The 14,124-nt window shown below is 70.3% G+C and carries 17 protein-coding genes; 7 read left to right on the plus strand and 10 right to left on the minus strand.

Features of this window, described 5'->3' with window-relative positions:
* Positions 1-2: 2 nt before the first annotated feature.
* Positions 3-659, minus strand: coding sequence for a CPBP family intramembrane glutamic endopeptidase (locus tag AC0LPE_RS12945; RefSeq protein WP_490604614.1), 657 nt, complete (start codon positions 657-659; stop codon positions 3-5).
* 309 nt (positions 660-968) lie between these two features.
* Between AC0LPE_RS12945 and AC0LPE_RS12950 the strand changes: the two genes are divergently transcribed.
* Positions 969-1,136 (plus strand): hypothetical protein, encoded by a 168-nt coding sequence (locus AC0LPE_RS12950; RefSeq protein ID WP_490604615.1) that lies wholly within the window; start codon positions 969-971, stop codon positions 1,134-1,136.
* 682 nt (positions 1,137-1,818) lie between these two features.
* Here AC0LPE_RS12950 and AC0LPE_RS12955 read toward each other — a convergent pair.
* The 4 genes from AC0LPE_RS12955 to AC0LPE_RS12970 are packed head-to-tail and all read right to left on the minus strand — an operon-like array spanning position 1,819 to position 6,216.
* Positions 1,819-2,751, minus strand: a complete 933-nt coding sequence (locus AC0LPE_RS12955) for a TAXI family TRAP transporter solute-binding subunit (RefSeq protein WP_490604616.1) — start codon at positions 2,749-2,751, stop codon at positions 1,819-1,821.
* On the minus strand, positions 2,748-4,175 hold the full coding sequence (locus AC0LPE_RS12960; RefSeq protein ID WP_490604617.1) for a sensor histidine kinase: 1,428 nt from the start codon (positions 4,173-4,175) through the stop codon (positions 2,748-2,750). The genes AC0LPE_RS12955 and AC0LPE_RS12960 overlap by 4 nt, the downstream gene beginning before the upstream one ends.
* A 1-nt stretch (position 4,176) precedes the next feature.
* Positions 4,177-4,833: a winged helix-turn-helix domain-containing protein gene (locus tag AC0LPE_RS12965; RefSeq protein WP_160877716.1), complete on the minus strand. Its 657-nt coding sequence runs from the start codon at positions 4,831-4,833 to the stop codon at positions 4,177-4,179.
* Between the two features lie 15 nt (positions 4,834-4,848).
* The gene (locus AC0LPE_RS12970; RefSeq protein WP_490604618.1) at positions 4,849-6,216 is read right to left on the minus strand and encodes an MFS transporter; all 1,368 of its coding nucleotides are present in this window, start codon (positions 6,214-6,216) and stop codon (positions 4,849-4,851) included.
* A gap of 185 nt (positions 6,217-6,401) precedes the next feature.
* Between AC0LPE_RS12970 and AC0LPE_RS12975 the strand changes: the two genes are divergently transcribed.
* Together AC0LPE_RS12975 and soxR are read left to right on the plus strand one after the other, a co-directional pair.
* Entirely contained in the window at positions 6,402-6,620 is a 219-nt protein-coding gene (locus AC0LPE_RS12975; protein ID WP_225623569.1) for a hypothetical protein, read from the plus strand.
* Positions 6,621-6,718: 98 nt separating this feature from the next.
* On the plus strand, positions 6,719-7,210 hold the full coding sequence (gene soxR, locus AC0LPE_RS12980; RefSeq protein WP_016696413.1) for a redox-sensitive transcriptional activator SoxR: 492 nt from the start codon (positions 6,719-6,721) through the stop codon (positions 7,208-7,210).
* Between the two features lie 10 nt (positions 7,211-7,220).
* Here the strand turns inward: soxR and AC0LPE_RS12985 are convergent, their stop codons facing one another.
* On the minus strand, positions 7,221-8,105 hold the full coding sequence (locus AC0LPE_RS12985; RefSeq protein ID WP_490604619.1) for an alpha/beta fold hydrolase: 885 nt from the start codon (positions 8,103-8,105) through the stop codon (positions 7,221-7,223).
* Positions 8,102-8,335 carry a hypothetical protein gene (locus AC0LPE_RS12990; protein WP_490604620.1) on the minus strand — a complete coding sequence of 78 codons (234 nt, stop codon included), beginning with the start codon at positions 8,333-8,335 and terminating at the stop codon, positions 8,102-8,104. The genes AC0LPE_RS12985 and AC0LPE_RS12990 overlap by 4 nt, the downstream gene beginning before the upstream one ends.
* A gap of 138 nt (positions 8,336-8,473) precedes the next feature.
* On the opposite strand from AC0LPE_RS12990, the gene AC0LPE_RS12995 reads away from it, so the two are divergent.
* The 3 genes from AC0LPE_RS12995 (at position 8,474) to AC0LPE_RS13005 (ending at position 10,844) form a co-directional block, all read left to right on the plus strand.
* Entirely contained in the window at positions 8,474-9,508 is a 1,035-nt protein-coding gene (locus tag AC0LPE_RS12995) for an NAD(P)H-binding protein (protein ID WP_490604621.1), read from the plus strand.
* Between the two features lie 9 nt (positions 9,509-9,517).
* Positions 9,518-10,261, plus strand: a complete 744-nt coding sequence (locus AC0LPE_RS13000) for a VIT1/CCC1 transporter family protein (protein WP_490604622.1) — start codon at positions 9,518-9,520, stop codon at positions 10,259-10,261.
* Between the two features lie 70 nt (positions 10,262-10,331).
* The gene (locus AC0LPE_RS13005) at positions 10,332-10,844 is read left to right on the plus strand and encodes a MarR family winged helix-turn-helix transcriptional regulator (protein ID WP_145691899.1); all 513 of its coding nucleotides are present in this window, start codon (positions 10,332-10,334) and stop codon (positions 10,842-10,844) included.
* Positions 10,845-10,866: 22 nt separating this feature from the next.
* On the opposite strand, the gene AC0LPE_RS13010 is transcribed toward AC0LPE_RS13005, so the two are convergent.
* Together AC0LPE_RS13010 and AC0LPE_RS13015 are read right to left on the minus strand one after the other, a co-directional pair.
* Positions 10,867-11,892, minus strand: a complete 1,026-nt coding sequence (locus AC0LPE_RS13010; protein ID WP_490604623.1) for an SDR family oxidoreductase — start codon at positions 11,890-11,892, stop codon at positions 10,867-10,869.
* Positions 11,893-11,923: 31 nt separating this feature from the next.
* The gene (locus tag AC0LPE_RS13015; protein WP_490604624.1) at positions 11,924-13,384 is read right to left on the minus strand and encodes a glycoside hydrolase family 15 protein; all 1,461 of its coding nucleotides are present in this window, start codon (positions 13,382-13,384) and stop codon (positions 11,924-11,926) included.
* Between AC0LPE_RS13015 and AC0LPE_RS13020 the strand changes: the two genes are divergently transcribed.
* Complete coding sequence (locus AC0LPE_RS13020) at positions 13,367-13,837, plus strand: phytoene desaturase family protein (RefSeq protein WP_490604625.1); 471 nt, start codon at positions 13,367-13,369, stop codon at positions 13,835-13,837. The two genes, AC0LPE_RS13015 and AC0LPE_RS13020, sit on opposite strands and share 18 nt — an antisense overlap.
* A gap of 24 nt (positions 13,838-13,861) precedes the next feature.
* On the opposite strand, the gene AC0LPE_RS13025 is transcribed toward AC0LPE_RS13020, so the two are convergent.
* Entirely contained in the window at positions 13,862-14,068 is a 207-nt protein-coding gene (locus AC0LPE_RS13025) for a hypothetical protein (RefSeq protein ID WP_160877856.1), read from the minus strand.
* Positions 14,069-14,124: the final 56 nt, after the last annotated feature.

Here is a 14,124-nt window from a genome sequence, read left to right on the forward strand (position 1 = left end):
CGTCACTGTGACGTTTCTGGGTCTGTCGTCCGAGGCGGAGGAGGGGAGTCCGCACCCTCGACCCGGCGGGACGCGACCCGCAGACAGGTCAGGACGAGCACGGCGACCCCGACGGCCACCGCGGACGCGACAGGCGAGTAGATCCCGCTCGCCGCCAGGAGCGTCCACGCCACATTGGACGAGGCGTGACCGACCACCGCGATGATCGGCGCGCCGCCGCCGGCGACCGTCATCTGCACCAGCAGCATCCGGAAGACGACGGTGAACGCGAGCTGGCCGAGCAGCATCGCCGACCCGTAACCGGCCTGCACGTACGGAATAAGATGCCACAGCGCCCAGATCACGCCGATCACCGCGCCGGTGGACAGCACACCGCGGGTACGCATCAACACCGCCGTCCACCCGAGCTCCTCGCACACCGCCGCGACGAGATACGCACCGGCGACCGCCACGAGGGAGACGGAAATGCCGGACGGACCGGCACCGGCGACCGCGATGGATGCGACCAGCACCAGCATAGCTGGTACAACGAGTGCGACGATCAGCCACAGCGCGCGCGGCGGCGTGCGCATACGTTGCCCGGCCGCGTCGCGAAGACCACCCAGAAACGCAGGAGCCGTGGTTGCGTCACGGTCGACCTTCCCGGATCGCATTGTCACTGCCGCGCCGATGATATCGACGCAGATACGTGCCCACAGCAGGACTCCGCGGACCACGTGAAAACGTCACTGTGACGTTTTCACGACGGCTGGGGCGGACAGGCAGGCAGGGGACAAGGGCGGCGGGCCCGGAAGGTCGTACCGGGCGCCCGAGGCAGCGAACCGACACCAGGCGGCGGTCCGGGCCGGCCACGGGCTGAGAAGCCCGAACGGCGCGGATCGGGCGCCACGGATCGGGCACGGCGGGATGCGCGGCAGATCGAGCGTCGGGAGCGCGTCGTGCGGCCCGGTTCGTACGTCGCACGACGCGTGAGTGAACAACGCGCGCCGGACGACACGGCGCACGATGCGACGCAGTGCGACGACGGCGCGAATCTGCGGATCGGGACGCCGGTCGGCGGCATCGGGATTATCAGCGCCGAACCCCAGGTCACCGCCCATATCAGAAGTGCCGATAATCTACATTATGTTAACTAGGGTGGAATCGGACCTCCTCCGGGTAGGTGCGGCAGGGCGTCCCGAGCGCTCCGGAGATCCTTGATTCGACACGCGTCGATGCGATGTCGTCCCGCATGCAACCCGCGTCGATTCGACCCCGGCCCGCCTTCGGATCCCACGCGGCCCGACTCGGCCCGGCGGCGCCTGTACCGGACCGAGCCGCCGGCCCGGCCGCCGCACGATCGGTCGCATATTCATCGGTGTCGCACTGCGCGCGACATGCACACTGCGACATGCATACTGCTGCGACTCGCAAGTTTGCTGATGCAGTGCGTTGCGGCAACACCGTGTCATTGTCGCGTGCACGTCGCGCAGTAGACCGTCCGAATGATGTGCATGTGGCGGGCGGACTCATCCCGTCCCCCAGGGTGCCGCGACCACCGCTTACCCCTTCTCACCTCTTCCACATTTGATGGATAATCACCGTTATCCATGAATCATATTGTCAGACAACAGGTTTCATGCACACAGAGGTGAGCGGTTCCATTGTGCCCCGCGCATGTCCCCTGCACAGCCGATCCGGTCCCGATCTCCTCGAACCTCGAGGGCGAGCCCGATCTCCGCACCGCATCCCCACGACACCAGCGCATGCCTTCCACCCCACTGTCCGCCCTTGGGACGGCACGATTCCGGGGTCCTTCTCCCCTGCCCGCCCGTCTCGTCAGCCGTGATGGCGCCGGTACGCGGCTACCGCTCCCGCATGCAGCGGGACATCGGCGGTGACGATCAGCGATTGCCGGTCGAGGAACTGACTGCCGGTGGCCTGGGCCGGCACGAGTTCGGAGGCGTGGTCGACGAGCAGATCCACCAGTGCGGCGGCCGCACCGTCCGACACCGAGGCGCCGGCGAGCAGCAGATTGCCCAAGCCGATGGTGGCGACGGCGTCCGGCTGCCCGTACGTGCCGGGCTGGATGAGCACCGGTTCGTAACGCGGACCGAATCGCGCCCGCAGCGGTTCGAGGAGCACGGACAGATCGATCAGCCGCAGCGGCACACCCAGGTTCGCAAACGACGGGGTAGGAACACCACCCGCCCACAGGACGGCGTCGATCTCGCCGTCCACCACTGCGCGACCGGCGTCGGCCATCGACAGGTGCACCCGGGTGACGGCTCCCGGCTCGGCGAGCCCGGCGACGGCGAGGATGCGTTCGCCGGTGAATTCGGCACCCGAGCCGGGAGCGCCGAGGCTGATCCGTGCGCCCCGCAACTGGGCGATCTCCCGGATCGGTGAGTCTGCACGCACGGCCAACTGCATGTAGTTCTCGTAGACCCGCCCGATCGCCGTGAACTGGGCGCCCTCGTCGTGGGCCCGCACCGCGACGTCGGTGAGGGTCAGCGCCAGCTCCGCGTCCCCCGCCATCAAGGCGGCGAGATTGGTGACCGATCCCGGGGTGCGTTCCGGCACGACCGTAATGGGAAGACCCGCTCGCTCGGCGGCGGCCGCGGTGAGTTCCGCGAACTCCCAGAAGAACCCGCCCTCCTCCCCTGCCGCCAGGATCAGTTCCTCACGCTGCCCGGTCGGTGCGCAGCCGGCGACGGCGCCGCCGACCGCGAGCAGCGCGACGGACCGCAGGAGATCACGGCGGGTGATCATGATGCCTCCGATCGGAGGTCGGCGGGCAGGGTCACGGCGACGGCGAGTCCGTGCGGATCGGCTGCGGCGAGGCCGAGGGTGCCGCCGCCGCTCTCGACGAGAGCGACCGCGATGGACAACCCGAGGCCGGTGCCGGGCCCGGCGGCGCCCGAGCCACGGAAGAACCGGGAGGTGAGGTCGCCGAGCTCGTCGGCTGCGACTCCGGCACCGTCGTCCTCGACGCGGATCCGGACGGTCCCGCCACTGCGCCGGGTGATGATGCGGACCACGGTGGCCGAGCGCGCGTACTTGCTCGCGTTGCTGAGCAGCACGTCGAGCACCTGCGCGAGATGGTCGGCGGACAAACAGGCGTGCAGGCGCTGCGCGGACGGTTCGTCCACGGTGACGGTCATGCCGGCCTCGGCGAGGGCCTCGGACCAGGCATCGACGCGGTCGGCGACGACGGCGCCGACATCGCACCCGTCGTGTCCTTCGGTGCCCGCTGTGTCGGTGGGTGCTTCGGCGGTGGCGAGGGCGAGCAGGCCGTCGAGGATGCCGCCGAGCCGGTCGACTTCGACGGCCGTGCGCCGGTAGGTCTCCGTGCCGGCGGCAGCGACGTGCGGTTCGAGGGAGTCGAGCCGGATGTGCAGGGCGGCGAGCGGGTTCCGGAGTTGGTGCGCGGTGTCGGCGATGAGCTGTTTCTGGGCGCGGGTGGACGTGTGGACGGCTTCGGACATGGTGTCGAAGGCCTGCGTGAGTTCCCGGACCTCCGGTGGGCCGTGGTAGCGGACCGAGACGGTGGTGTCGCCGGTGCGGAAGCGTGGATGCAGCGCCGGGACGCTGTCGGTGAGCGCCGCGACCCGCGCGGTGAGTGCGGTGAGCGGGCGGACCGTCCACCGCGACAGGGCGGTCGCGAGGATGGTGACGAGCACGAGGGCCGCTGCCGCACCGGTGACGATGAGCAGCCACGAGGTGCGGATGTCGTGGCGGGCGGCGTCGGTGGACACCTCGACGACGACGGCTCCTTCGACCTGGGCGCCGGTGCCCACCGGCACGGCGAGCAGTACCCGCTGCGGGGACCACGGGGTCAGCGGACCCCCGATGCCCTGTTTCTGGTTGCGCAGACCGGCGGTGATCGCCTCCGGCACACCGGGATCGGTCGGGGTCAGGCCCGCGCTCGCGCGGGGTGCGCCGCGCGCGTCGACGATGAGCACGCCCTCGTCGTAGAGGCGGTGGTAGCGGGTCACTTCCTCGTCGAGCAGGGCGGTGCTGCCGGGGGCGCGCATCTGGACGGCGAGGGTGGCGAAGTGGTGGGCGTCGGCTTCCCGGTTCGCTCCCAGGACGGCGGTGCGGCCGGCGCTGGTGGCGAGGGCGAGCGGTACGGCGAAGGCGACGACGGCGATGGTCGCGAAGACGAGCAGCACCGCCAGGACCCGCCGGCGCATGTCAGCCGCCCCACCGGTAGCCGTAGCCGCGGATGGTGAAGATGAGGCCGGGTCGGGCGAGTTTCGCGCGCAGCCCGGTCATGTGCACGTCGAGCGACCGGGAGATCGCCACGTAGGCGTCACCCCACACGGCATCCATGAGTTGTTGGCGGCTGACCGCGGCGCCGGGGCGGGCGACGAGGACGGCGAGCAGGTCGAATTCCTTCGGGGTGAGAGTCACCGGTTCGCCGCCCACCTCGACTTCGCGGGCATCGAGGTCGACGACCACGTCGCCGGCGCGGACGATGCGGGAGGACTCGGACAGCGCGCGGCGCCGTTGGGTGACGACGTCCACGCGGGCGAGCAGTTCGGCCAGGCGGGCCGGTTTGACGAGATAATCGTCGGCGCCGCCGCGCAGGCCGCGTACCACCGAGCGTTCGTCGCCGCGCGCGGTGAGGATCACGACGGGGACGTCGCTGACGGCCCGCAGTTGCCGGAGCACCTGCAGGCCGTCGGCGTCGGGCAGGCCGAGGTCGAGGATGACGACGTCGAGGTCGCGGTGGCCGAGGAGCAGGTCGGCGCCGCGCCGCATGCGGATCGGCCGGTGGCCGTGGGAGGTGAGGGCTTCGACGAGGGCGTCGCCGACTCCGTCGTCGTCCTCGACCACCGCGATCTGCACGTGGGCCCCTTTCGGTCAGTGTCGTGAGCTGGCCAGGTCGGCGTGCTCGTCGGGGGTGTCGGTGTGGGTGCTCGTGCGGTCCAGGGGGGAGCCGTCGGAGGTCTCCCGCATGAAGAAGTACACGACGAGCGAGACGGCGATGCAGCCGGTCACGTAGTAGAAGAATAGCGATTCGTGGCCGGCGCGCTTGAGGGCGAGCGCGACGGTTTCGACGGTGCCGCCGAAGATCGCGAGGGTCAGCGCGTAGGGCAGGCCGACACCGAGCGCGCGGACCTTGGTGGGGAACAGTTCGGTCTTCACAATGGCGTTGACCGAGGTGTAGCCGGTGACGACGGTCAGGCCGAGCATCATCAGTCCGAACGCGATCAGCGGGTTCGTGGTGCTGCCGAGGATCGTCATCAGCGGGACGGTGAGCACGGTGCCGCCGACCCCGAAGAAGATGAGCAGCTTGCGGCGGCCGATGCGGTCCGACAGGGCGCCGCCGATGGGTTGCAGGACGATGAACACCAGCAGGGCGGCGAAGTTGATCCAGGCCACGGTGTCCTTGGAGATGCCGGAGGTGTTGATCATGTATTTCTGCATGTAGGTGGTGTAGGTGTAGAACGCCACGCAACCGCCGAGGGTCAGCGCGCACACCAGCAGGCATTCGCGGGGGTACTGCAGCAGCATCCGGATGCCGCCCTGCTCGGGCGCGCCGTCCGGCTGGTCGGCGGTGCTCTTGGCCGCGACTTCCTCGGTGAACGCTTCGGATTCGTCCATGGTGCGGCGCAGCCACATCACGGCGACGGCGGCGACGGCGCCGATGACGAACGGGATGCGCCAGCCCCACGCCTGCATGGCCTCGGCGGAGAGGGTGAGCTGCAGGACGATCTGGACGCCGAGGGCGATGAGCTGTCCGGCGACGAGGGTGACGTACTGGAAGCTCGAGTAGAACCCGCGGCGTCCGGGTGAGGCGACCTCGGCGAGATAGGTGGCGCTGGTGGCGTATTCACCACCGACGGACAGTCCCTGCATCATGCGGGCGAGGACGAGAAGAAGGGGTGCGGCGAGTCCGATGGTCGCGTAGGCCGGGGTGACGGCGATGATGAGGGAGCCGACGGCCATGACGGTGACCGACAGGGTCAGCGCCGAGCGCCGTCCGTGCCGGTCGGCGTAGCGGCCCATGATCCAGCCGCCGATCGGTCGCATGAGGAATCCCACGGCGAAGATCGCTGCGGTGGACAGCAGTTGGGCGGTGGGGTCGCCTTCGGGGAAGAATTCTTTCGCGAAGTAGACGCTGAACGCGGCGTAGACGTACCAGTCGTACCACTCGATCAGGTTGCCGACCGAGCCTTTCAACACGTTGCCGATGACTCGGCGTTCGCCCGTCGAGGTGGTGCTCACCCGGGACTCCTTTCGCTGCGTGGATCTGTGCGCTCCCCACAGTGGTTCGGGTCACAGTGGTTGCGGAAGGGTCTGTGGCGGTTCCTAACACTCCCTTAGGAATGTGGTCGGGACGGGCGGGGTCGGCGTGGCGCGCGGGGTGCCGCTCCCCCGTTGTGCCGGTCGGAGGTTCTACGGTGGTCGGCGTGACGATCCCCGCATCGAGTTATCTGTTCCAGGCCCGGACGTTCGTGAGCGGTTCGCGTAAGTGGCGGTTCGAGGCGGCGTTGGCGACCGCGCGGGTCTGCGAGCGGTTCGAGCGGCCGTATCCGAAGTCGGTGCGGACGCTGGCACACGCTGCGTACGACATGTTGCGGATGGATGCGCCGGAGGTCGCTGCCGAGTTCGGGCCGCCGTCGTTCTGACCCCGGGTGCTCACGCGAGCCGGCTGCCCGGCGTCTCCGGTGGCCGGTACTGTGCAGCACAACTCGATCACGATGTCTGCGGGGCGAGGAGGGGGCCGATGAACCCTGCGATATGGCTGACACCCGGCCAGTTGGCGGACCGTTCCGGGGTGGCGGTCTCGGCGCTGCACTACTACGAGTCGCGTGGTCTGATCACCAGTCGCCGCACCTCGGGCAATCAGCGGCGTTATCGCCGCGACACGCTGCGCAAGGTCGCGTTCATCAAGGTCGCGCAGGGCGTGGGGGTGTCGCTGGACGAGATCAAGGAGGCGTTCGATTCGTTGCCGGACAGTCGTGTGCCGACGACGGAGGACTGGGCGCGGCTGTCGCGGGCGTGGCACGACCGGCTGACCCGCCGCATCGAGGATCTCACCGCGTTGCGGGACAGTTTCACCGATTGCATCGGCTGCGGGTGCCTGAGCTTGGCGTCGTGTCCGCTCGCGAATCCCGGTGACGTGCTCGGGCAGCAGGGTCCGGGTCCGCGTCGGCTACCGGTGCACGACGACGATCCGCCGGTGGAGGCGGCGCCGCGCGCGGAGTCGTCCGGCTGAGGTCACACGGTCAGGTGCGCGCGGCCTCGATCTGCCGCACGAACCGGGCGGTGGCGTCGGCGACGTCGCGGGGATGGGAACGCGGCGACCAGTGCCCGGCGTCGAGTGGGTGGATGCGCAGGTCGGTGACCCAACGGGAGGTGTCCTCGTAGCCCACGGGACGTACCGCGCGGTCGCGCAGGTTCTGGATCAGCTGGACCGGGACGTCGGTGCGCCGCTCGCGGGGTCGGGCGAGCCGCGCGCGGATGTTCGCCCGGTACAGGGACAGTCCGTGCACCATGTCGTCGGCGAGGGTCGGGGCGACGGGTGCGATCGCGGTGGGGTCGGTGCGGTCGAAGAATCCGACGAAGGCCGGCCAGTGGTGGGCGAGCCAGCCGCGCAGCACCGGATTCGGCAGGCCGGGGATCTGGAAGGCGAGGGTGTAGGCGGAGGCGAGAGCCTGTTCGGCGGGACCGAGTGGGCGCATCTGACGCAGACGACGGCGCATCCACAGGCCGAGATGGTCGAGGTTGGGGCCGGAGATCGAGGTGTAGGAGGCGATGCGATCGCCGGCGTCGGGTTCGCACACCGCTTCCCAGCACAGCACGGCGCCCCAGTCGTGGCCGAGCAGGTGCACCGGTTCGTTCGGGGCGAGGGCGTCGATGACAGCGTGCAGGTCGGCGGCGAGGTGCTCGAGTCGGTAGTGCGCCACCTCGCGGGGCAGGGTGGAGGCGCCGGCGCCGCGGTTGTCGTAGCGCAGGATGCGGAAGTCGTCGGCGAGCAGGGGTGCGACGCGGTCCCACAGGGCGTGGGTGTCGGGCCAGCCGTGGACGAGGACGAGGGTCGGTCCGTGCGGGTTGCCTTCTTCGACGACGTGGAGTCGGACGGGCCCGTTGGGGACGGTGTGCGTGGTCATGGTTGTCCTGACGCCTCGGGGGCCGGGGGGTGGTCGCCGGTGGGGCGGGTGAACAGCCTGCGGCGGCGCAGGCTGCTGGCGATGGCGAAGAGGGATTCGGAGACGGAGGTGGGCCGGCCGTGGCGGCGCTGGACGAGGTGTCCGAGGGCGGACAGCAGTCCGGCGCCGAGGGGGACGGCGAGGACGAACAGGATCCGATGTCGCAGTGGACTGCCGCGCAGCATCGACATGGGAGGCCTCCTTCGATACCGGCCACTGTATTTGTGACCAACGGTAACACTATTTCCGGTGATGGGAACCACTCCTGATGTTTCGCGACGGTCCCGCGCGTGCATCCCTCCCGAAGGCGACAAGGGACGGGACAGCGCATGAAAGTTCTCGTGATCGGTGCCTCCGGCTACGTCGGCAGCCGGATCGTCCCCGCCATCCTCGCTACCGGCTGCACCGTGCGCGCCGCCGCTCGGAACCCGGAGGCCTTGCGACGCTTCTGGTGGCACGACCAGGTCGAGACCGCGCAGGTGGACGTCACCGCCGCGCACACTCTCCCACCGGCGCTCGACGATGTCGACATCGTGGTCTATCTCGTGCACGGCATGCGCTCGGCGCACTTCCGGGACCTCGACCTGGCAGCGGCCCGCACCGTCCGGCACGCGGTCGATGCCTCTCCGGTGACGCGCGTCGTCTACGTCTCCGGGTTCGTCCCCGAGTGTGCGCCGGACGAGCTGTCCGAGCATCTGCTCTCGCGCTGGGAGGTCGAGCAGGAACTGTCCCGATCCCGCTGCACGGTGATCACGCTGCGAGCCGGGATGGTGCTCGGCTCCGGCTCGACGAGCTTCGAGGTGCTCGGCCAACTCGCAGGGCGCCTACCCGTCACCGTGGTGCCCGACTGGATGGACTCGCGGGTCGAGCCGATCGCGGTCGTCGACCTGGTCGCCGCAGTGCTCGGGGCGGCCGTCACGGACACTCCCACGGACTCGTTCGATGTGGGCTGCGGACAGTCGCTGCGCTATCCCGAGTTGCTCCGCCTCTACGGGCAGATCACAGGCATGCCGCGCGCCCAGGTCACCGTCGCCGGATTGCCGGGCGCGGCGATCGGCCGTCTCGGCGCGTGGCTCACGGAGGTGCCGTCGGGAACCGTGGCGGCGCTGATGGAGAGCCTGCGGCACGACATGACGGCCCGCGATCGCCGGTGGATCGGCCGCTTGGCCCCGGCTGCTCATCGGCCGTTGGGGATCGTGCAGGCGTTACAGCGCGCAGTGCTGCCCGCCGATGTGAGGGTGCCGTGCGCGCAGCGGGACCCGATGGGTGCGCTGCCCGGGGACCCGGAGTGGGCGGTCGCCGCGGCGGAGGCGCGCCGATACTCCGCCGTGGGGATCCCCCCGCGCCGCCGTCCGTCGGTGTAGCATCACGACATGCCCCGTCCGGATTCGGCGTCGCCGAACGATTCCCGCAGGCGGCACGAGGACCGCGAACCGCACACCGCCGGATTGGCGAGCAGACTCAACTGGTTGCGGGCGGGGGTGCTCGGCGCGAACGACGGCATCGTCTCGACCGCGGGACTGGTCGTCGGTGTCGCGGCCGCGACGACGAACGAGGCGGCGATCCTCACCGCCGGTGTGGCCGGGCTGGCCGCGGGGGCCGTGTCGATGGCGCTGGGCGAGTACGTGTCGGTGAGTACGCAACGCGACACCGAGCGTGCGGCACTGTACACGGAAGGTCGGGAGCTCGCCGCCATGCCGGAGGCCGAACTCGACGAACTTGCCGCCCTGCTCGAGGGCAAGGGATTGTCGGCGGTCACGGCGCGTGCCGCGGCGGAGGAGTTGACGGCGCGGGATCCGCTTGCCGCGCATGCCGAGGTGGAGTTGGGGATCGATCCGACCGAACTGGCGAATCCGTGGTTGGCGGCGTTGTCGTCGGCCGTGTCGTTCACCCTGGGCGCGCTGGTGCCGCTGCTGATGGTCGTGTCGGCGCCCGACACGGTGCGGATCCCGGTGACGTTCGTGGCGGTGTTGTGTGCGCTGGCGGCGACGGGATCGATCAGTGCGTGGCTCGGCCGGGCCCGGCGGGGTCGGGCGGTGGTGCGGGTGGTGGTCGGTGGTGCGCTCGCGATGGTCGTGACCTATGGGGTGGGTCAGTTGTTCGACACCGTCCTGTAGCGGGCGGTGCCGTGATCCGTGCGATTGCGCAACAGTTGCGGGATCGCATGCATCGTCGGAGGATGACGCCATGAACTCACCTGCCCGGTCCCCGTCCGGTGGTCGCTCGAACAAGAAGTTCGATCGGCAGGTCGATGCGGTGATGTCGGCGTCGCGTGCCCTGGTGGGCATCGCGGCGGCCTCGGTGGCCGAGGTCGAAGACCGCGTCAGCATCCCGCATCTGCGCATTCTCGTGCTCGTGGGCACGCGGGGGCCTCTCACCCTCGCCGGGGTGGCGGACGAGCTGGGGGTCGATCCGTCCGGTGCCAGCAGGGCGGTCGACAAGCTGATGAAGGCAGGTCTGCTCGATCGGCGGGACTCTCCGGAGGATCGCCGGAAACTGGCGTTGACGTTGACACCGGACGGTGCGGCGGTGGTCCACACCGTCATGGACCACCGCCGCGACGCGATCGCTGCGGTCCTGAGCCGGTTGAGCACCGGGCAGCGCGACGAACTCGCCGCCGCCTTCGGTGTCTTCGCCGAGGCCGCCGGGGAACCGGCCACCGAGGATGCGCTCACGTTGTTGTGGCCGATCCATCCGTGACCGGGTGCCGCGGCCGGGGAGGTCATGCGGTGCGGGTCCGTGCCGCGAGGGCCATCCCGGTGGCGGTGAGTACACCGGTCACCGACGCCGCGAGCAGTCCGTGACGGCGCGACAGCCAGGCCTGCGCACTCGAGGTCCGGGCGCGGTCGTCGAATTCTCCGTGGGCACCGAAGTCCGTTCCGTCCGACCCGTCCGCGGGCTGCCAGAGATTGGCGGGCTGGTCGGGGTCTCGGGATCGGTCGGTCTGCTGGGAGTCGAATCCGGTGCGGGCGAGATAGCGGTCGAGCAGTCCGGGGGCGAGTGCGTTGGCAGCGAGGGTCGCCGCGGTGCTCGCCCCGACCCAGTATTCGCGGCGGCGCGGGTGGTCGGCGGCGTGCAGCACCGCGCGGGCGGCCACCTCGGGCTGGTAGATCGGGGGTACGGGTCGGGCGTGGCGCGGCAGCCGGGAGAGCACCCAGGAGAACTGGGGAGTGTTCACGGCGGGCATCTGCACCATGGTGACGTGGATGTTGCTGTGCCGGTGCAGCAGTTCGCAGCGGAGCGCTTCGTGGAAACCCTGGATGGCGTGCTTGGCGCCGCAGTAGGCGCTCTGCAACGGAATGCCGCGGTAGGCCAGGGCCGAACCGACGTGCGCGATCGTGCCGCGATCGTGCGGTGTCATCCGTTTCAGGGCGGCCATCGTGCCGTAGACGAAGCCGAGATAGTCGACTTCGGTGACCCGCCTGTATTCGTCCGGGGTGATCTCGGTGAACGGGGCGAAGACCGACGTGAACGCCACGTTGATCCATACGTCGATGCGGCCGAAACGCTCCACCGTCGCGGCGGCGGCCGCGTCGACGGCATCGGGGTCGGCGACATCGGTGGGCAGGATCAGCGCCTGTCCCCCGGCCGCCTCGATCTCGCGGGCGGCGGCGGCGAGCCCGGTCTCGCCGCGGGCGAGCAGCGCGATCCGGGCGTGGCGTCGTCCGTAGGCGCGGGCCACGGCCCGTCCGATGCCGGCGCTGGCGCCGGTGACGACGACGACCTGGTCGGTGCGTAAGGATGTCATGAGACCGGAATCCTTTCCGTGTGAGGGGCGCTCATCCCTCGGAGTTCCAGGGGTGGGCGAGACGCCGGGCCGCTTCGAGCAGCAGGGCGTGCACGAAGGCCTGCGGGAGATTGCCGCGCAGTTGCCGTTCGACGACGTCGAATTCCTCGGTGAACAGCGCCGGGGTGCCGCATGCGGCGCGGTTGCGTTCGAACCACCGCACGGCCTCGACGGTGTTGCCCTGCTGATGGTCGGCGAGGGCCATGAAGAACCCACACAGCAGGAATGCGCCTTCGGCGTCGGCGAGGGGACGGTCGTCGTGGCGGAACCGGTAGATGTAGCCGTCGCTGCCGAGTTCGGTGCGGACGGTGTCGAGCGTGCGGCGGCTCAGTGGGTCGGTGGCGGGTAGCGCACCGCGGATGACGGGTAGCAGCAGGGCTGCGTCGATGCGGTCGTCGTCGGGTGCACGTTGCCATCGCCCGGACGGATGGGTGCTGTCGGCGAGGACGGCTCGGGTCAATGTGTCGGCGAGATCGTTCCACCGGTCCCGTTGTGCGCGGGGAGCGACGGTGGCGGCGGCCCGCAGACCCGCGATACACGTCAGTTTCGAGTGCGTCCAGTGGCGGCGGTCGAGTTCCCAGATACCGGCATCGGGGTCGCGCCGGCGTAACTCGACGGCGGCGGCGGCGGTCTCGACGGCCCGCCAGTCCCGGCTGTCGAGTCGGTCGTCGCGGGCGGCGGCGGCGAACAGCAGCAGGGCTTCACCGAAGGTGTCGAGCTGGAACTGGTGGTTGACCCGGTTGCCGACGACCACCGAGCCGCCGGGATAGCCCGGCAGCGGCGGGGCGCTCTGGGACGGCACGTCCCCTCCGCCGACGGTGTACGCCGGTTTCAGGTCGGGGCCGTCGGCGAGAAGACGGTCCCCGACGAAGCGCACCGCGGCGTCGAGGAGCGGATGCGGGCCGTAGGCGGCGGCTGCGTGTCCGGCATAGCACTGGTCGCGGATCCAGCAGTAGCGGTAGTCGTAGTTGCGTCCCTGCGCCGCGCGTTCGGGCAACGAGGTGGTCGCGGCGGCCACCATGCCGCCGCTGCGGCTGGTCAATCCGGTCAGCACGGCCGTGGCGTGGCGGGCATCCCGGTCGGCGAGTGTGCCGTCGATCGGTCGTACCGCGCTCGCCCACGCCTGTTCCGTCCGGTGCCAGAGCTCGTCGGCCGGGGCCGGATCGCTGTGGAACGGCCGGTCGGAGATCTCGAGGATCAGGTCGTGGCTGCGTCCGGCCGGCAGGTGGAGATGCATGTCGAGGCCGGTCTCGGTCGGGCATGCCTCCGCGGCGCCGCTCCACCGCAGGTACATCCGTCCGGCGGTCAGTTCCCAGCGGCCGTCACGGAGGGTGGGGTGCGTCGTGTGGTGGTGGCAGCCGGCGCCGGTGCGCAGCATGACCCGCAGCCGGGTGTCGTCCTCGGGGGCGAGGATGCGACGCAGGATCACGGCGGTGTGCGGGTCGGCGGGCATGGCGGGTCACCGCCGGGCACCGAGGCGGTCTGGGCGTACACCCATGTACCCCGGGATCTCGTATGGACCGCCGACCGGCGCGAACGGTTCGCCGATCGGATCCAGGCCGTCGTCGAACGGCACGCACCGGGGTTCACCGGTCGCATCCTCGGCCGTGCCGTCCAGAGCCCCGCCGAACTCGAACAGCACAATCCCGCTCTCGTCGGCGGGGCCATCAACCAGGGCACCCCCGCCCTGCATCAGCAGCTGATCTTCCGGCCCACCCCCGGCCTGGGCCGCGCCGACACCCCCGTGGACCGGGTGTTCCTGGCCGGCGCCTCGGCGCATCCCGGTGGCGCGGTCCACGGTGCGCCCGGCGCCAACGCCGCGCGGGCCGCGCTGGCCCGCGACGGCACCGGCGGCGGGATGTATCGCACGGTGATACGTTCGCTCCAGCACACCGTGCTGCGGTAGCCCCTTCCGCTGCGGTCGGGGCGGCTAGTCGACCGGGCCGAGCGCGGGAGCGGTCACGAAGCTCAGCGCGTCGTGGCCGGCGAGATGGTTGTCGAGGATGCGCTCGATGGTCTGCCGCCATTCCTCCCGCACGGTCCCGGCGTCGTCGCCGGCATCGAGTCTCTGCAGGATGTTGTGCTGCGCAACGTGATAGGCCATGGGCGTGTCGATGTCGAAGGTCGGTAATGCCATGGCCGGCACCCTACGTCCGAACCACCCGTGACCCAAACCCCCGGTTCCGGCCGTGC

It is taken from the genome of Rhodococcus sp. S3, from assembly GCF_058211795.1.